14 protein-coding genes are annotated in these 17,883 nt (G+C 67.6%); 4 read left to right on the forward strand and 10 right to left on the reverse strand.

The window, feature by feature from the left end:
* The first annotated feature begins 2 nt into the window (after positions 1 to 2).
* Positions 3 to 1,214: a bifunctional alpha/beta hydrolase/OsmC family protein gene (locus QNI11_RS13275; protein WP_283980486.1), complete on the forward strand. Its 1,212-nt coding sequence runs from the start codon at positions 3 to 5 to the stop codon at positions 1,212 to 1,214.
* Positions 1,215 to 1,417: 203 nt separating this feature from the next.
* Here the strand turns inward: QNI11_RS13275 and QNI11_RS13280 are convergent, their stop codons facing one another.
* The 6 genes from QNI11_RS13280 to QNI11_RS13305 all read right to left on the reverse strand — a co-directional run bounded on the left by QNI11_RS13280 (position 1,418) and on the right by QNI11_RS13305 (position 7,999).
* Positions 1,418 to 2,023: a biotin transporter BioY gene (locus tag QNI11_RS13280; protein ID WP_283980487.1), complete on the reverse strand. Its 606-nt coding sequence runs from the start codon at positions 2,021 to 2,023 to the stop codon at positions 1,418 to 1,420.
* Between the two features lie 151 nt (positions 2,024 to 2,174).
* The gene (locus tag QNI11_RS13285; RefSeq protein WP_283980488.1) at positions 2,175 to 2,552 is read right to left on the reverse strand and encodes a hypothetical protein; all 378 of its coding nucleotides are present in this window, start codon (positions 2,550 to 2,552) and stop codon (positions 2,175 to 2,177) included.
* Positions 2,553 to 2,727: 175 nt separating this feature from the next.
* On the reverse strand, positions 2,728 to 4,173 hold the full coding sequence (locus QNI11_RS13290; RefSeq protein WP_100930103.1) for an NAD(P)(+) transhydrogenase (Re/Si-specific) subunit beta: 1,446 nt from the start codon (positions 4,171 to 4,173) through the stop codon (positions 2,728 to 2,730).
* 15 nt (positions 4,174 to 4,188) lie between these two features.
* Positions 4,189 to 5,760 (reverse strand): Re/Si-specific NAD(P)(+) transhydrogenase subunit alpha, encoded by a 1,572-nt coding sequence (locus QNI11_RS13295; RefSeq protein ID WP_100930102.1) that lies wholly within the window; start codon positions 5,758 to 5,760, stop codon positions 4,189 to 4,191.
* 599 nt (positions 5,761 to 6,359) lie between these two features.
* Positions 6,360 to 6,791 (reverse strand): isoprenylcysteine carboxylmethyltransferase family protein, encoded by a 432-nt coding sequence (locus tag QNI11_RS13300; RefSeq protein WP_283983510.1) that lies wholly within the window; start codon positions 6,789 to 6,791, stop codon positions 6,360 to 6,362.
* Positions 6,792 to 7,051: 260 nt separating this feature from the next.
* Positions 7,052 to 7,999, reverse strand: coding sequence for an MBL fold metallo-hydrolase (locus tag QNI11_RS13305; protein ID WP_283980489.1), 948 nt, complete (start codon positions 7,997 to 7,999; stop codon positions 7,052 to 7,054).
* A gap of 147 nt (positions 8,000 to 8,146) precedes the next feature.
* Between QNI11_RS13305 and QNI11_RS13310 the strand changes: the two genes are divergently transcribed.
* The gene (locus QNI11_RS13310; RefSeq protein ID WP_283980490.1) at positions 8,147 to 8,896 is read left to right on the forward strand and encodes an SDR family NAD(P)-dependent oxidoreductase; all 750 of its coding nucleotides are present in this window, start codon (positions 8,147 to 8,149) and stop codon (positions 8,894 to 8,896) included.
* Between the two features lie 105 nt (positions 8,897 to 9,001).
* A complete protein-coding gene (gene kynU, locus QNI11_RS13315; RefSeq protein WP_283980491.1) occupies positions 9,002 to 10,192 on the forward strand; it encodes a kynureninase in 1,191 nt (396 codons plus the stop codon).
* A 154-nt stretch (positions 10,193 to 10,346) separates the two neighbouring features.
* On the opposite strand, the gene QNI11_RS13320 is transcribed toward kynU, so the two are convergent.
* The 4 genes from QNI11_RS13320 to QNI11_RS13335 all read right to left on the reverse strand — a co-directional run bounded on the left by QNI11_RS13320 (position 10,347) and on the right by QNI11_RS13335 (position 14,052).
* A complete protein-coding gene (locus QNI11_RS13320) occupies positions 10,347 to 10,574 on the reverse strand; it encodes a hypothetical protein (protein ID WP_283980492.1) in 228 nt (75 codons plus the stop codon).
* A 445-nt stretch (positions 10,575 to 11,019) separates the two neighbouring features.
* Positions 11,020 to 12,723 carry a lipopolysaccharide assembly protein LapB gene (locus QNI11_RS13325; protein ID WP_283980493.1) on the reverse strand — a complete coding sequence of 568 codons (1,704 nt, stop codon included), beginning with the start codon at positions 12,721 to 12,723 and terminating at the stop codon, positions 11,020 to 11,022.
* Between the two features lie 44 nt (positions 12,724 to 12,767).
* Positions 12,768 to 13,028, reverse strand: a complete 261-nt coding sequence (locus QNI11_RS13330) for a hypothetical protein (protein ID WP_283980494.1) — start codon at positions 13,026 to 13,028, stop codon at positions 12,768 to 12,770.
* Positions 13,029 to 13,101: 73 nt separating this feature from the next.
* Positions 13,102 to 14,052, reverse strand: a complete 951-nt coding sequence (locus QNI11_RS13335; protein ID WP_283980495.1) for a homocysteine S-methyltransferase family protein — start codon at positions 14,050 to 14,052, stop codon at positions 13,102 to 13,104.
* Between the two features lie 267 nt (positions 14,053 to 14,319).
* Here QNI11_RS13335 and QNI11_RS13340 point away from each other — a divergent pair, with 267 nt between their 5' ends.
* Positions 14,320 to 17,883, forward strand: a complete 3,564-nt coding sequence (locus tag QNI11_RS13340; RefSeq protein WP_283980496.1) for an AAA family ATPase — start codon at positions 14,320 to 14,322, stop codon at positions 17,881 to 17,883.

Genomic DNA, 17,883 nt, shown 5'->3' on the forward strand with positions numbered 1-17,883 from the left:
TCATGCCCAGCGACCGCGTCACCTTCCCCGGCCATTCCGGCCACCGGCTTGCCGCCCGCCTGGACAGGCCCGACGGTCCGCACCTGGCCACCGCCCTCTTCGCCCATTGCTTCACCTGCGGCAAGGACATCCATGCCGCGCGGCGCATCTCGCAGCGGCTGGCGGCCATGGGGATCGCCGTGCTGCGCTTCGACTTCACCGGCCTCGGCCACAGCCAGGGCGAGTTCGCCAACACCACCTTCTGCTCCAACGTTTCCGACCTCAGCTGCGCCGCCGACTGGCTGGCAGAGCGCGACATGTCGCCCGCCCTCCTGATCGGCCACTCGCTTGGCGGTTCGGCCGTGCTGCGCGCCGCAAGCGACATCCCCTCGGCAAAGGCGGTCGTGACCATCGGCGCCCCCTTCGACCCGGCGCATGTGACGGAAACCTTCGCCCACGCGCTCGACCGGATCGAGGCGCAGGGCGCCGCGCAGGTGAGCCTCGGCGGGCGGCCCTTCACCATCGGGCAGGACTTCGTCAAGGACGTGGGCGCGCAGGACCTCGAACCGGCCATCGGCCACCTCAGGAAGGCGCTGCTGGTGCTGCACGCGCCGCGCGATGCGGTGGTCGACATCTCGAACGCCACGCGCATCTTCATGGCGGCGAAACACCCGAAAAGCTTCGTCACGCTGGACGACGCCGACCACCTCGTCTCCGACCCCGACGATGCCGAGTACACCGCCGGGGTGATCGCCGCATGGGCCCGGCGCTACGTCGACCTCGCCCCGCCCGCCCCGCCGCCCGGCGCACCCGAAGGCGTCACCCGCGTGACGGAGACCGACCCGAGAAGCTTCCTGCAGGACATCCAGAACGGCCCGCACCACCACGCGCTCGCAGACGAGCCGGAGGCCTACGGCGGCACAGACCGGAGCATGTCGCCTTACGGCTTCCTGTCGGCGGGCCTCGGTGCCTGCACCTCGATGACGATCCGCATGTACGCCCGGCGCAAGGGCTGGCCGCTGACGCGGATCTCGGTCGACGTGACCCACGACAAGGTGCACGCGCAGGACGCGGGCAGCCAGACAGACACCCGGATCGACCGCTTCACCCGCGCCATCACGCTCGAAGGAGACCTTTCGCCGGACCAGCGGAGCCGCCTCCTTGAAATCGCCGACCGCTGCCCGGTGCACCGCACCCTCGAGACCGGCGCCCAGATCGAAACCCGCCTCACCTGACGTGCACCCGGCCCCTTCATCTTGGCGGCAAATACCTCGGGGGGCCGAAGGCGGGGGCAGAGCCCCCTCCTGCCGTTTCCATCCGTTCACCGTCCGAAACAACGCCCCATCCCCATAAACGAAAAGGCCGGGCGCGATGCCCGGCCTTTGCTATCTTCGTATCCGGAAGCAGGGCGGGGCTCATGCGCCGCCTGCCCCTTTCCTCAGCCGCGCGCGCGGCCGACCAGTTTCCATGCGGCGGGCAGCAGCAGCGCGGCCAGCGCCAGCTTGATGAAGTCGCCCAGCAGGAAGGGCGTCAGGCCCCACGCGAGGATCGGCTTGTCCCAGCCATAGAGCATGCCCAGCCAGATCAGGCCCGGCACGTAGAGGATCACGTTGCCCAGCAGCATCGCCGCCGCCATCTTCGGCGCGGACCGGTCCCAGCCGCGACGGGCCAGCACGCCCATGGCGCCGACCGCGATCACGTAGCCCAGAAGGTAGCCGCCGGTGCCACCCATCATGTACTCGATGCCGTTCAGATCAGCGGTGGAGCTCTGGAAGATGTCGAAGCCCAGCATGCCGATCATCATGTAACCCATGATCGTCGCGAGGCCGAGGCGCGCGCCATACGCGGCACCGATCGTCAGCACGGCGAAGGTGCCCATGCCCATCGCCACCGGCGAGCCCGGCACCGGCACCTTGATCTTGGCCATCACCGCAAGGAAGGCGATGCCCGCGACGACAAGAGCCACCTGCTTGGCACGCAGAGCCAGTCCTTCGTTCGCGCCAAAGGCTTCTGCCAGCACGCTCCGGTCAAACGTCAGGTTCATGAGGTCCCCCTTTATCCTGTCGAAACCATTCCGACCGTATTGCCTCAAGCCTTCCGGCCAAGCAAGTATATTGCGCGGATGCATGCGCAGAAAATATGCAAATACGTGGTTTGCAGATGCAAACTTCGCGGGCCGCACCACGGTCCATGCCCTACAGCCGCGCGTCCAGCCAGACCTGCGCCTGCGTCAGCGCGAAATGCACCCGCGCCGCATCGCCGGCCTTCAGGCGGGAGCGCAGGAGGAACTGATACCGCCCGAGGTCGACCTCCGACAGCGCCTGCAACAGCGCCAGCAGCCAACGTTCGTCGAAGGTCCGCGCCGCGTCGCCCGGTGGGCAAAGGTCGAGCGGGCGGGCGAAGGCGCCCTCCACCGTGCTCAGAAAGCGCTCGAACGGGTGGTTTTCCCGCGCGTCCATTTCCCGGACGGCACGGAGCACGTCCAGCCGGGGATCGGCCTCGCGAAGCTGCGGGAACCGGTGGGACCAATGCTCCCCCGCCGCGGCGTTCATGGTCGGTCTGGCTGTCATCATTTTGCACCCCTTATTTCCGACCAATTTAATCAGTTAATACGGTGGCACGCAACGGCCTTCTCGATCCCCTGCCCCTGCGCCACCCCCGAGCGCCGCGAAACCGGGCAACCGGCACGCCAACGAAAAAGGGCAGCCCCATCGGGCCGCCCTTCCGTTCACCTTGTCCCCTGAGGGATCAGCTGATGCGGTTCAGCAGTTCGCCCACGGAATGTTTGGCGTCGCCGTAGTACATCCGCGTGTTGTCCTTGTAGAACAGCGGGTTCTCGATGCCGGAGTAGCCGGTGCCCTGGCCGCGCTTCGACACGAAGACCTGCTTGGCTTTCCAGACTTCCAGCACCGGCATCCCGGCGATGGGCGAGTTCGGATCGTCCTGCGCCGCCGGGTTCACGATGTCGTTCGAGCCGATGACGATGACCACGTCGGTGGAGGGGAAGTCCTCGTTGATCTCGTCCATTTCCAGCACGATGTCGTAGGGCACCTTGGCTTCGGCCAGCAGCACGTTCATGTGGCCCGGCAGACGGCCCGCCACCGGGTGGATGGCAAAGCGCACATCCTTGCCCTTGGCGCGCAGCTTGCGGGTCAGTTCGGCCACGTTCTGCTGCGCCTGCGCAACGGCCATGCCGTAGCCCGGGACGATGATGACGCTGTCCGCCTCTTCGAGCGCGTTGGCCACGCCGTCCGCGTCGATCGCGATCTGCTCGCCCTCGACTGCCATCGCCGGGCCGGAGGCGCCGCCGAAGCCGCCGAGGATCACCGACACGAAGGACCGGTTCATCGCCTTGCACATGATGTACGACAGGATCGCACCGGAGGAACCCACAAGCGCACCGACCACGATCAGCAGGTCGTTGCCCAGGGAGAAGCCGATGGCCGCCGCCGCCCAGCCCGAATACGAGTTGAGCATCGAGACCACGACCGGCATGTCGGCGCCGCCGATGCCCATGATCAGGTGATAGCCGATGAAGAACGCCAAGAGCGACATCACCAGCAGCGTCCAGCCGCCGCCCGTCGACATGTAGATGACGAGCAGGATCAGCGAGAGGATCGCCGCGCCCGCGTTCAGCATGTGGCCGCCCGGCAGCTTCTGTGCCGCGGAGGTCACCTTGCCCGCCAGCTTGCCGTAGGCGATGACGGAGCCGGTGAAGGTCACCGCACCGATGAACACGCCCAGGAACACCTCGATCTTGAGGATGTTGATCTCGGCCTGGGTCTTGTGCGCCACGGTGGAGGCAAAGCCCTTCAGCGCCGCCAGCCCGGCCTCGTCACCCGCCGACTGCAACGCGCCGACGGTGTTCATGACGAGTTCGGCGTTGTAGCCCACGAAGACGGCCGCGAGGCCGACCAGCGCGTGCATCCCTGCCACCAGTTCCGGCATCTGGGTCATCTCGACCCGGCTGGCCAGCAGGTAGCCGATGACGCCGCCGCCCGCGATCAGGATGATCGACAGGATCCAGAGGCCCGAGCCCGGTCCGATCAGCGTGGCGAAGACCGCCAGCGCCATGCCGACGATGCCGTACCACACCGCCCGCTTCGCGCTTTCCTGCCCCGAAAGGCCGCCCAGCGAGAGGATGAAAAGAACGGCTGCGACCACGTAGGCCGCTGTCGTGAATCCGAAGTCCATGTGCAATGTCCCCCCTTACGACTTCTGGAACATGGCGAGCATGCGCCGTGTCACGAGGAAGCCGCCGAAGATGTTGATACCGGCGAAGAAGACCGAGATGGCCGCGAGGATGACAACCAGCCAGTTGCCCGCACCGATCTGCATCAGCGCGCCGAGAATGATGATCGAAGAGATCGCGTTGGTGACCGCCATCAGCGGCGTGTGCAGCGAGTGCGAGACGTTCCAGATCACCTGGAAGCCGATGAAGACCGACAGCACGAAGACGATGAAGTGCTGCAGGAAGCTGGCCGGCGCCACGAGGCCCACGAGCAGCATCAACGCACCACCTATGGCGAGCAGCGTCACCTGGCTTTTCGTCTGGGCCTTGAAGGCGGCCACTTCCTTGGCGCGCTTCTCCTCGGGGGTCAGCTCCTTCGGCTTTTCCTTCTTCTGCGCGGCGATGGCCTGGACCTTCGGCGGCGGCGGCGGGAAGGTGATCTCGCCCTGGTAGGCGACGGTTGCGCCGCGGATCACGTCGTCGTCCATGTTGTGGTTGACCTTGCCGTCCTTCTCGGGCGTCAGGTCGGTCATCATGTGACGGATGTTGGTGGCATAAAGCGTCGAGGACTGCGTCGCCATGCGCGACGGGAAGTCGGTGTAGCCGACGATGGTCACGCCGTTCTCGGTCACGACCTTCTCGTCCTTGACGGTGCCCTCGACGTTGCCGCCCTTCTCGGCGGCGAGGTCGATGATCACCGAGCCCGGCTTCATCGCGGCGACCATGTCGGCCAGCCACAGCTTCGGCGCTTCGCGGTTGGGGATCAGCGCCGTGGTGATGACGATGTCCATCTCGGGCGCCAGTTCGCGGAACTTGGCAAGCTGCGCCTCGCGGAACTCGGGGCTGGAGACCGAGGCATAGCCGCCGGAGGCGCTGCCGTCCGCCTGCTCTTCCTCGAAATCGAGGTAGACGAATTCGGCCCCCATCGATTCGACCTGCTCTGCCACTTCGGGGCGCACGTCGAAGGCGTAGGTGATCGCACCGAGCGAGGTGGACGTGCCGATGGCGGCCAGACCGGCCACACCGGCGCCGACGACCAGCACCTTGGCCGGGGGCACCTTGCCCGCCGCCGTCACCTGGCCGGTGAAGAAGCGGCCGAAGTTGTTGCCCGCCTCGATCACCGCGCGGTAGCCCGCGATGTTGGCCATCGACGACAGCGCGTCCATCTTCTGCGCGCGGGAGATGCGCGGCACCATTTCCATCGCGATGACGTTGGCGCCCTTCTCCTTCGCCTTTTCGAGACCCTCGGCGTTGCCCCCCGGGTTGAAGAAGGTGATCAGTGTCTTCTCCGGCGTCAGCCGGTCCAGTTCGTCCGCCGTGGGAATGCGCACCTTGGCAATGATGTCGGACTGCGACCACAGCGCATCGGCGGTCTCCACCACGGTGACGCCGGCCTCTTCGTACAGCGCGTCGGCAAAGCCCGCCTTCTGGCCCGCGCCGCTCTCGATCAGGCAGTCATAGCCCAGCTTCTGGAGCTGGCGCGCGGAGTCGGGCGTCATCGCCACCCGGTTCTCGCCGACTTCGACTTCTGTTGGTGTCCCGATTTTCACGTCTCTTGTCCCCCTCTTCAGGAAATCCCGGACCGGATGCCGCATGTCGCGGCCCCGGCATTACGGTTTGACGATGGGTCTACACGTCTGACCTAATGTTTCCAAACCGTATCTCGCGCTTCTAGACCACAGCACGGGAGAAAGTTAAAGATGTCTATTCGTTTATTGCGCAACCTGTCTGACCTAAGCAACAAACTTGCGCACCGATGTATACCGAAGCCTGACTAGGGCGCGGCGTGGAACCGATGCCGGGCTCGCCCGGGCGTTGAAATTGCTTGCGACGTCCGGAAGCATCCGACGATTCAAACGCGGTCCGCTGGGGAATACCGAGACCCGACCGGGGGCTTCAAACACGGATGGGCACCCCGCCAGCAAAGGACCGGCTCAGCGTAGCGCGCACCCGACCGGCGATGTCGAAGGCGCCATCGATCCGGACTTTCGTCCCGAGGGCGCCGGAGCCTCGCTCACGTGATGGAATGCCGGACAGCGGCCACAGTGACCACGCCAGACCGAAGAGCCGCCTGCCGATCCCATAGGCCGCCAAACCTTGCTCACCGTGTGTCCGTAGCCGAACCGCCTCCCGCAGAGGCGCCCTCAACTCACACCCAGCGGCGGGTCTCCCGCTCGTAGCGTGCGAAGGCGGTGGTGAACCTCTGCCTCAGCCGCGCCTCCTCCGGCACGATGAACCGCCTCTCGATCACCCAGACGAAGACCGGCACCAGCGGCAGAGCCAGCACCGCGTCCCAGTAGAGGATCAGCCCGGCAAGGATCATCGTGTCGCCCAGGTAGATCGGGTTCCGGGACCGCTTGAAGATGCCGGAGGTCACCAGCCGGTCGGCATTGCGATGCGGGATCACCGTCGTGCGATGGCGCCGCATCTCGAAGATCGCCAGCCCGAGAAGGATCAGCCCGCCGCCCACCAGCAACCCGCCCAGAAGGTCGGCCCAGACGGGCCCGAACGACCCGCGCGGGAACGATGTCTTCTGCCACCACGCCAGCGCCGCGAATCCCGCCAGCCAGACCGGCGGCATGTCCAACCACTTCAACACGCAACCCTCGCCTTCATCCTGATCCCATTATCTCGCGTGGCCTCTCCGCAGGAAAGGCGGGGGCGGCGCCCCCTCCCACGCCATGCAACACGTGATCCGTCCTGCACCGGCGCGCCCGGAAACGCCAGTGACCGAATGCCACGTCCGCTGCGAACAGCGCGGCCGCCTTCAGGACGGCAACACGCGCACCGACGGCACCGGCGGGCCAATGCATCTCCGCCATCCCAGCGGTGCGGAAGGTGTCACTCCCACTCCATCTCCTCGAACACCCGCCCGGCGTTCTTCGTTGCCAGTTCCTCGAAGGTGTCGAGATGCGCCCAACGCGCCTGATCGACGTAGTAGGCACCGGCCAGGTCGCCGCCCTCGTCGATGTGCGCGCCGACCTTCTCGCGCAGGTCGCGCAGATAGCCGACCGTGCCCTCCGTCACCGTGCCCATGTTCGTGGGGTGGCCGTGGCCCGGGATCACGTAGGCTGCGCCGAGATCGGTGAACGGGCCTTCGAAGGTCTCGATCCAGCACGACGTGCATGTGTCGGCGAAGATCGGTGGCATCCTCTCGTGAAAGGCGATGTCCCCGGCGATGACGATGTCCCACTCCGGGATCCAGACCTGCGCGTCGCCCGGCCCGTGCGCCGGGCCGAGGTGCAGGACCTCGAAACCCACCCCGCCCATCTCGAACCTGTACGCGTCCTCGAACGACAGGTTCGGCACCACCACCCGCGTGCCTTCCGCCTTGTCGCGGTTGTAGCCCTGCATGCCCTGCAGGATGAAATCGCCGTTCTCCTCGACCTCCGCGATCGCCTCCGCATGGGCGAGGATGTCGACCCCCTGGTCGGCCCAGTAGGCATTGCCGAGCATGGCGTGCCCCTGCCCGTTCTCGTTGATCACCAGTTTCACCGGCAGATCCGTGACCTTGCGGATCTCCTCGTGCAGCGCCGCCGCCAGCCGGACCGAGGCGCCGCCGTTCACGACCACCACTCCCTCCTCCGTGACAACGAAACTGAGGTTGTTGTTGTGGCCCGCGTTCTCGTAGGTCGGCGGCGCGGTGGCCCCGATCGCGGTCCAGACGCCGGGAATGAATTCGACCGGCGCGTCGTACAGTTCGGATTGCGGATACTTGTCTGCAATCTCCTCGTTGGCCAGCGCCGGCATCCCCGCCAGCACCAGCCCCGCAACAAGCAACGTTCTCATGGCAATTGTCCTCCCTCGAAACCCGGAACACATTCGCATACGTGAATGACATTGCCAAGCCACCCTGCGCCTTGTCCCCGCCCGCCACGCCGTTAATGTGCGACGCACCCGGCGCACATCCGGCGCGCAGGACCAAGGGGAGGACACATGCTGCAGGGCAAACACGCGCTCGTCACCGGCGGCGGTACGGGAATTGGCCTGGCCATCGCCCGCGCACTGGCCGCAGAAGGCGCACGGGTGACCATCACCGGCCGCCGGCCCGGCCCGCTCGAAGCGGCCGCCACCGACCGGATCTTCGCCCTGCCGATGGATGTCACCGACGAGGACGCCGTCACCCGTGGCATCGCGGCGGCCGTCGAGGCGCGCGGCCCGATCCAGATCTGCGTGCCGAATGCCGGGATCGCCGAAGGGCGCGCGCTCCTGAAAACCGACATGGCGTTCTGGCGGCAGATGATGGCGATCAACGTCGACGGCGCCTTCCTGACGATCCGCGAATCCCTGAAGTCGATGACCACAACCGACTGGGGCCGGGTCATCGCCGTCTCCTCCATCGCGGGGCTGAAAGGGCTGAAGGGCGCGCCCACCTACAGCGCCTCGAAACACGCGCTTCTGGGGCTGATCCGGGCGCTGGCGGCGGACTACGCGACGAAGCCCTACACCTTCAATGCCCTCTGCCCCGCCTATGTCGACACCGACATCGTCACACGCAATGTCACCTCGATCATGGAGCGGACCGGGATGGACGCGGAAAAGGCACGCGACGTGATGGTCGGCGTCAACCCGCACGGACGGCTCGTCACGCCCGAAGAGGTGGCGGAGGCCGCCCTGTTCCTCTGCGGCCCGCATTCAGGCAGCGTGAACGGCCAGGCCATCCAGATCGCCGGGGGCGAGGTGTGAAGTACACCCACCGCCGCCCCGATCCGCCCACACGGGCGCCCGCCCCCTGACCCGCCCCGTCCGTTCGTGACCGGGGCCAGACCCCATGCACAACAGGACGATACGATGACCGATTTCACCGCGACCAAGACCCTCTTTGACCTGCCCCCGGGCGTGACCTACCTCGACGGCAACTCGCTCGGCCCCCTGCCCCGCGCCACCGAGGCGCGCGTGGCCCGCGCCGTGCGCGAGGAATGGGGCGGTCACCTGATCTCCGCCTGGAACGCCTGCGGCTGGATGGAGATGCCGCGTCGCCTCGGCGACCGCATCGGACGGCTGATCGGCGCGGAACCCGGCCACACGGTGATCGGCGATACCCTGTCGATCAAGGTCTTCCAGGCACTGGCCGCCGCGCTGAAGCTGAACCCGGAGCGGCGGGTGATCCTCTCGGACACCGGCAACTTCCCGACCGACCTCTACATGGCAGAGGGCCTCCTGAAGCTGCTGCCCGAGGGCTACGAGCTGCGCACCGTCGCCCCCGAAGACGTTGCGGCGCACATCACCGAAGAGGTCGCCGCCACCCTGATCACCGAGGTCGACTATCGCACGGGCCGCCGCCACGACATGGCCCGGCTGACCGAACTGGCCCACGCCAGGGGCGCGCTGACGATCTGGGACCTCGCGCATTCGGCGGGTGCCTTCCCGGTGCATCTGTCGGACTGCAACGCGGATTTCGCCGTGGGCTGCACCTACAAGTACCTCAACGCCGGTCCCGGCGCGCCCGCCTTCATCTACGTGGCGCCGCGCCACGCGGACCGTGCGGAACCGGCGCTGGCCGGCTGGATGGGACACGCGGCACCTTTCGCCTTCGACCTCGGCTACCGGGCCGGAGAGGGCATCGAACGGATGCGCGTGGGCACCCCGCCGGTCCTGCAGATGGCCGCGCTCGACAGCGCGCTCGGGATCTGGGACACCGTGGACCTCGCCGCCCTGCGCGCCCGCGCCCTGGAGCTGGGCGACCGCTTCATCGCAAAGGTCGAGGCGCAGACAGACCTCGCCCTCGCCACGCCACGCGCACCCGAAGACCGCGGCTCGCAGGTCTCCTTCCGCCATCCCGAAGGCTACGCGGTGATGCAGGCGCTGATCGCCGAAGGCGTGATCGGCGACTTCCGCGCCCCCGACATCCTGCGCTTCGGCATCACCCCGCTCTACATCGACGAGGCCGACATCGACCACGCCGCCGACACGCTGGCGAGGATCCTCGCCACCGGCACGTGGGACCGGCCGGAGTTCAAGGCACGCAAGGCCGTCACCTGACACCCCCGGCTTCTTTGCTTTCCAAATACTCCGGGGGAGTCCGCGCAAGGCGCGGACGGGGGCAGCGCCCCCCCTGCGCGCGACCTCTCCACCCGGTCACCCGGTGGCCGCACCTTCACCGGGCCCAAAGCTCGTACCACTTCCACTCCAGAAGTCAGGCGGTGCCGGACGACGCTCGGTCAGTGAACAGTATCGGGATGCCGAACAGGATCATTCCGCCGAAGGCGCGCTTGTGCCAGTGCAGGCGGGTCGCCGCGAAGGCGGCGGCAAACCGGCCGAGCCAGACGAGACAAGCCGCGCCAATGATCTTGACCGCAGTGAACAGCCGCGCCGAGGCCGACAGCTGCACGCCAAGGCCCAGCGCGCTGGCGATCATGGGCACGTAGACGGCCACCCGCACAGTGGACGCGCCGATGACGGCCCAGGCGACGCTCCGGGCCGAACGTGGCCAGCGGCGCTTTTTGAGTGCGTGAATGTCACCAGTACCGAACCCAGAGGCGGATGACCGGCATTGCGCGACGCGGCAGGCTTCACACGCGGTGTGCTGTCGTCGAAATTGCACTGGGTGCCGCCCTGCATATTGCACTCCGCACCCGAGGCAGGCGAACGGTGGTCGGATGCGATCATGGACAGGACACTGACAAGCGCCCCGAGCCCGATCACGGCACGGGGCAACCAGGGCCGGCGAACACGGTTGCGGCTCACACCTGCACCGCCGTGTCCTGCGGGGCGGAAATGGATCATTTCATGCGCCTCCTGTTCGCCGACCATGACTTCGGACAGGCGAAGGGCGACCGCGCAGCGGCAGACGCCCTCGCCACCCAGTGTCAGAGCCTGTTCAGTTCGGGGCCCTCACCACCAAGCCAGGCGTTGCGGAAGGCGCGCTCGGCCCGCTCGATGACGGAGGCATCCGCCTGTTCGGCCTTTTCGACCTGCCACAGCCCCCAGAGCGCCCACGCATTGTTGGGGTGCGTCTCCAGTGCGCCCTCGAATGCCGTCCTCGCCCCATGAAGATCCCCGGCCTCCAGAAGCACGGCGCCGAGGGTCTGCCGGACCGGGTAGTACCAGTAGGGCGGCTCCATGTAGGCGATGGTGCCTTCCAGCGCGATGGCCTCTTCGAGGTGATGCGCGGCCGAGCGATGATCGCCTTTCGCCTGCGCGATCCGCGCCTCGACGATGTGCTTCGCGATCCCGAGGACATCGCGCGCGGGCAGGTATTGCGCTTCCAGCCCGGACAGGTCGGCATCGGCGATGATGCGTTCGATTGCCTGCTGTTCGGCGATGGCGGCGTCCAGATCGCCCTTGAGCGCGAAGGCCGTGCCCCGGGCATAGTGCCAGTGGCCCTTCACGAAGGGGAAGGCATCCCCCGGATCCGGCAGGGCCAGGATCCTGTTCGGGTCGCTGAACTGTGCGTGCGCCGTAAAGGGGGCCGTGTCGATGGCCTGCACCCAGGCCAGATCTCCGCTAACCTCGGCGGAAGTTACACCGGCCAGTTTCGCCGCGGCTGCCAGCGCCTCGTCCTTCAGGCCGGCCATCTGTGCGCCCACCAGCAGGAAGTGGATGTTGTGCGGGTAGTAACCGAAGCGGTAGAGCGCACTGGCCCTGTCATTGGCCGCGGCAAGGTAGGCTTCGTCGGCGGCGATGGCGGCCTTGTTCACCTCGATCGAATCCGCGTAGCGGCCAATACGGTTGTAGATATGCGCGGGCATGTGGACGAGGTGCCCGGCCATCGGCACGCTCCCCCGCAGGAGGTCCGCCGCGATCTCGCCCTGCCCCGGGTCTGCCGATGCTTCGACCGCGTGGATATAGAGATGCAGCGCCGCGGGATGTGCAGGGTCGATCTCGATCGCGCGTTCCAGCGTGGCCAGGATCTCGGCCCCGTTGCCCTTGGGTGCGATGCCGTCGGCTTCCCAGTAGTCCCAGGGCTGCAGGTTCATCAGCGCGTCGGCGCGGATCACCTGCACATTGGCATCGTCCGGGAAACGGGCGGCGACATCCGCCATCGCATCGGCAAAGGCGCTGTCGCGGTCAGACTGCGTGCCGCCTTCGACGGCGTAGCGCAGGGTCACGGCCTCGGCCAGCATCCGGTCCCGGTCGTTCGCGGCACTGGCGCGCGCCGTTTGCGCAGCCTCGACCGCGCGCGGGGCGTTTTCGGGATGCATCCCGTCATTCAGGTTCGGACCCAGGGCATAGGCTTCGGCCCAGTAGCACGCCGAACAGTCCGGGTCGGCCTGCTGTGCCGCGCGGAAGGCCAGCACGGCGGCGGCATGGTTGAAGCCCCACAGAAGGCCCATGCCCTGTTCGAAATGGGCGCGCGCTTCGGGCATGTCGGTTTCGGGGTCGAAGCCGAAGTCGCCGAACCCTGCGAAGGCGCTGATGGATGCGGCATCGGCAACGGGCATCTCGCCGGTGGCGTGTTCGACACCGGGCTTGTATAGCTCGGTCTTTCGGTCGTTTTCGTGGGCGAAGGCGCCGTGCGTCAGGGCGGTGGATGCCATCAGCAATGCGGCAGAGGTCAGTCGCAGGAACATTGGATTTTCCTTTCTTGGTAAAGTGATGCGGTTCAATTCGAGGGTCAGTGGGCGACGCCGCGATAGATGCGCGATCCGGGGACCGGCGCGGCGACATGCATGCGCCGCACAGGGCGGTGGACGACGCCGCGGTAGATCAGGCGCACGGGCCGGACGGGACGCTCGATCGGCAGGTCCGAGCGGCGATAGGCGGTACCGCGGTAGCGGAACGGCAGGTCCGGTTCCGCTGTGGCCACGGGAAACACCGGGGGCAGGACGGAAGACCGGGGCTGGGGCAGACCGAGGGTCCAGAAAAGGGCTTGCATGGGAAAACTCCGTTAATATGCGTGTTCGTTACAGTTGGGATGGGGCCGCCCGGCGGTGCCGGACGGCGCTGGTTCAGGCCGCGTGCGGGGCGACGCAGCAATCGGCGACGGCCTCGACATGACGGTGGTCGGTGCCGCAGCACCCGCCCATCACGGCGAGTTTCGGCAGCAGGCGGCGCAGGCGGGCATAGTCACGCCCGAACTCGGCCGGGTTGCCGTCGTCCAGCTCCTCGGCCTCGTCCAGTTCGGCATGGCTGAGGCGCGAGGCGTTGGCACGGATGCCGCCGATGCGGTTCAGCCAGCCCGAGCCTGCTTCGAGGGCACCCCGGAAATGGTCCGGATGGGCGCAGTTCACCATGAAGTAGGCGGCGGCACCGCCGGTCTGGGCATCGGTCTGCTCGAATGCCTCCCCAAGCGGCGTGCCATCCGGCAGCCTGCCGTCGGTTTCGACCGTGTAGGCGACGACCACGGGCATCCCGGCCTTCATGGCAGCGCGGATCACGCCCACGCCCTCGGCCACGGTGGACAGGGTCACGGCGGTCACCATGTCGGCGTCAGTTTCGGCAAACCAGCCGATCTGCTCGGCATGGTAGGCCTCGGCCTCGGCGGCATTCATGGCGGTGTCGGCCACATAGCCATCGCCGCGCGGCCCGATGTTGCCGGAAATCACGACCGGCCGGACGCTGCCCGCATTGGCCCGCAGATCGGACAGGAAGCCGATGGAGGCGCGATTGATCCGGGCGAGATCCTCGGCGGAATGACCAAGCTGCGCGCCCCAGTCACGGCTGGCGCGCCAGGTCGGCGCCTCGAGCAGGAAACCCGTCGTGTGATCGGCCGCGATGGCCAGGTGCCTGCGGTAGTACCGCGTCAGTACCTCGCGCCCTGCTGCGCTTTCCATGAGCGGATAGGCTGCAAAAGCGGGCAGATCGAGCCCTTCGTGGAAGATCAGCGTGGTTTCGAGACCGGAATCGGTCAGAAGGAGAGTGCCGCCGGCTTGCGGCAAATTATTGCGGTATGAGGTCATTGCGATCACCATGGGTAAGGTTTGTTGAAAGGGAGCCCGGAGACTGCGTCGTGGGGGTCGATCCGAGGCAGTCTGAAAGCCGCGCGGATCTGACGTGAAAGCGTTCCCGGCATGGGTGACGGGATGCTCCGCCTTCGCCGCGTGTCGGTGGAAGACAAGTTCTTGAGGAAAGGCATTGTTCGTATCACCTGGTTGCAAGTCGTGTGGGCGTTCTCGGCTTTCGGCGTGAAACGACTCGGTGGCGGGGCGTGAAAGGAGCGTGAAAGGATGAAGCTCTGGCTCGATTGTCTCGGAGGATGCGCCCTGTCGCGCGATGGCGCGCCTGCAACGCTTCCGGCGCGCAAGGCCCGCATGTTGCTTGGCCTGCTGGCGACGGCACGTCGCCGGACAATGCCCCGCATGCGCCTCGCCGCCCTTTTGTGGGAGGCGAGCGACGGCGATCAGGCCCGGGTCAGCCTGCGGCAGGCCCTCGCCCAGATCCGCCGCTCGGCCGGCGAAGGATGGGTCGAGGCGGAGGGAGACGACCTTCGGCTGGGCGACGCGGTCGGCACCGACCTCGATGCCTTCCAGGCGGCCCTGACCCGCAACGATCCGGTCGAGGCCGCGCGACTGTACCGGGGGCCATTCCTCGAAGGACTGGACGCCTCGACGCCCGACCTCGGGCAGGCCATCGCGGCTGAGCGCGCGCGGCTGGCCGGATTGGCCTCAGAGGCGCTGGCCCGGGCGCTGGACCGGGCGGACGACGGCGCGGATGCCTCGGCGCTTGCGCATCGTCTGCTCCGTCTCGATCCGCTGAACGAGGTCGCCCATCGCCGCCTGATGCAGATCGACGCGGCCCACGGGATGCGCGGCGCAGCACGCGCCCGATACGAAGGCCTCGAAGCCGCGCTGCGCCGGGACATGAACAGCGCGCCAGAGCCTGAAACGCGCGCGCTTTACGACCGGATCCGGCGTGGCGGCGGCAAGAGTGCCGCGCCAGGCGCGGTGGAGGCGCCTGCCCCCGCCGCACCCGACCCTGCCGGTTACCTGCTTCTGGGCATGGAGGCGGAGGGGGTCCCCGACTACACCATGCTGCGCGACCGCGCGTCTGGTCACGGTGCCTTCGAACAGGACTCCGGTCCCGGCGAAATCGCCCTGGTCTATCGCGACATGCGCCTTCGGGAGGTCTGCGCCCGCGCGCTCGAGCTGTCCGAAGCGGCGGGCGGGACCCTGTCTTTCGGGCTGGCGCCATTCGACGGGCAGGACGGGCAGGATGACGGCGCCGCGCGGTCGATTGCACAGGCCCGCCGGATGGCCGCCCGGGCCGATCCCGGGTCCATCCTCGCGACGCGAGACCTTGCCGCGCGGGTCGGTCTTGCCGCCGAACCGGATCAGAGCATGGTGCCCCTGCGGCCCGATGCGATGCGCGCGAGACCGGTTCTGCCGCTCGTAGGTCGGGCCATGGAACTGGCGCAGCTCGAAGCCGCGGTCGCCGGGGTGCGCCAGTCGTCGAGCAGCCTGACCGTGCATCTGTCCGGTGAAGCGGGCATCGGCAAGAGCCGCCTCGCCAGCGAGGTCATCCGCCTGTCGGAACAGGCCGGCATGGTGATCGCCGTCTGCGGGTTCGATGCCTTCTCTCCGGGCTCGCGTCATCTGGCGCAGCGGATGATGGCAGGGTTGTCGGCGCCTCCGGTCCCCGATCCCGAGGCACAGCCGATCGAGCGCGCGATCTGGAGATGGCTGACCGATCCCGAAGACGAAGCCGAAGCGCGCCTACGCTTGAGCGCTCTCGACCCGCAAGCGCAGCAGGAGCGGATACTGGACGTGCTGTCCGCCGCACTGAAACGTGCGGCAGACGAGACAGGGCTGCTGATCCTGATCGAAGACTGCCACTGGCGCCCAGAGGGCGCGGGTGATTTCATCCTCGCGTTGCAGGCCCGCCTGCGTGACAGCCCCATCCTGCTGCTGCTGACGGAACGCCCGCACCCCGGCAGCCTCGATCACCGCATCGCCACGCGGGCCAAGTCCGGCCTTTCGCGGATCTCGCTCGCCCCCTTGCCGGAGGCGGCGGCGCGGGAACTTGTCCAGGCCGTGGCCCCGGGCTTCGCGTCAGCCGAGGAGGCAATCGACCGGGCCGCGGGCCATCCGCTCTTTCTGATACGGTTGATCGAGGCGGGCTGGACCGCAGGCGCCCTGCCCGCAACCGTGACCGAACTCGTGCAGGAACAGATCGAGCGGTTGCCGGAACAGGAACGTGCCGCGCTCAGGACGGCGGCCATTCTGGGCGCAAGCTTCGATCCTGGGGACATGTCCGCCATCTTTCCCGAAACTGCATCGCTCCGGGCGAACGGCGATCTCCTGCACGAAACGGAAACGGGGCTCGCCTTCGGTCACGACCTGATCCACCGTGCGGTCTACGAAAGCATCCCCGAGGAGACCCGCCAGACCTGGCATGCCCGTGCTGCCGCGCATTTCCGCGGGCACGATCCCATAAGCTGGGCCGAGCACGCCCTGAAGGCCGCCGACGATGCGGATGCAGGACATGCAGCCGTCGCTGCGGCCAACGCGATGATTGCGGCGCGGCGCTTCTCGGCAGCCTATCCGTACCTCGAAGCCGGCTTCGCCCGCGACAGCGACGCGGAGGCCAGCGCCGAACTTTATTCCTGCCGTGCAGGCATTCGCAGGGTGCGCGGCGACATGGCCGGCGCGCTGGAGGATTACCGGGCCGCTCATGCACGCGCCATCCGGTCCGAGACCCGCGTCGCGATGCTGTGCCGCCAGGCGCTCGTGCTGCACCGGCTGGGTCGCGGGGACGAGGCGGACCGGGCTCTCGACGCCGCGGAGGAGATCGCCGATGACATCGGCCTGACCGGATCGGGACGCGCCGAGATCCACGAACAACGCGGCAACCGCGCCTTCGTGCGCGGAGACCATGCCGCCTGCATGCGTCACCATCGCGCCGCCCTCGCCGCGGCCGAGGCGACAGGCGCCCCGCGCGGCATCGCGCGCGGACATGGCGGGATCGGGGACGCGGCCTATGCAGCGGGGCGCTTTGCCACGGCCTATCGCCATTTCACGAAGGCGATTGAAACCGCGGAACATGCGGGCCTTGGTCTTGTCCGCGAAGAGTACCTCTTCATGCGGGCCTTCGCGCTGTTCTTTGCGGAGCCCGGCCCGCAGGCGAGCCTGCTTTCGGATATCGCCGTAGACAGCGCCGTCCAGTGCGGTGCCGTGCGGACGGAGATGATCGCACGCGAGGTGCGGGCCGAAATGCGCCTCGCCAACGGCGACCTGGCCGGGCTGGAGGAAGACCTGCAGGCGATCGAGAAACTGGCGTCCATCCGGGGCGAGAACCGTTTTTCGAAGGACGTGGAGACGCTCTACGCGTTCCTCGAATGGCGCCGGGGGAATTCAGAGGCGGCCCGCAGGCGGCTTGCCCCGCTTTTGCCGGACGCGGTGGACGACGCCTATATCGGCGGCACGATCCTCGGGCTGGCCGCCATCTGCGCAGAAAGCACGGCGGAGAGAGACCGTGCCATCGCCGATGGACTGGCCTGCCTCGAACGGGGTGCGCTTTCGCACGCCGTCATCTGGTTCCATTCGAGCGTCATCGAGCGGGCGATCAGCGACGCCGACCGGGATCTGGCACGCCGGCACATGGACGCGCTGACAAGCTATGCCGCAGAAGAACCCATCGGACTGGCGTCGCTGTACGTGCGGTCCGCAAAGTTGCTGCTCTGGCCATCGGAACACGAAGCGCGGCGGGTGCTGGCCACGGACCTGCGCGCAGCCTGCCTGGAAGACATGGCACGGATGCTGGAGAACTCGGGCTCCCTGGCCGACGCTCCCTGA

The sequence above is a fragment of the Sagittula sp. MA-2 genome, from assembly GCF_030126985.1.
Lineage (GTDB): Bacteria > Pseudomonadota > Alphaproteobacteria > Rhodobacterales > Rhodobacteraceae > Sagittula.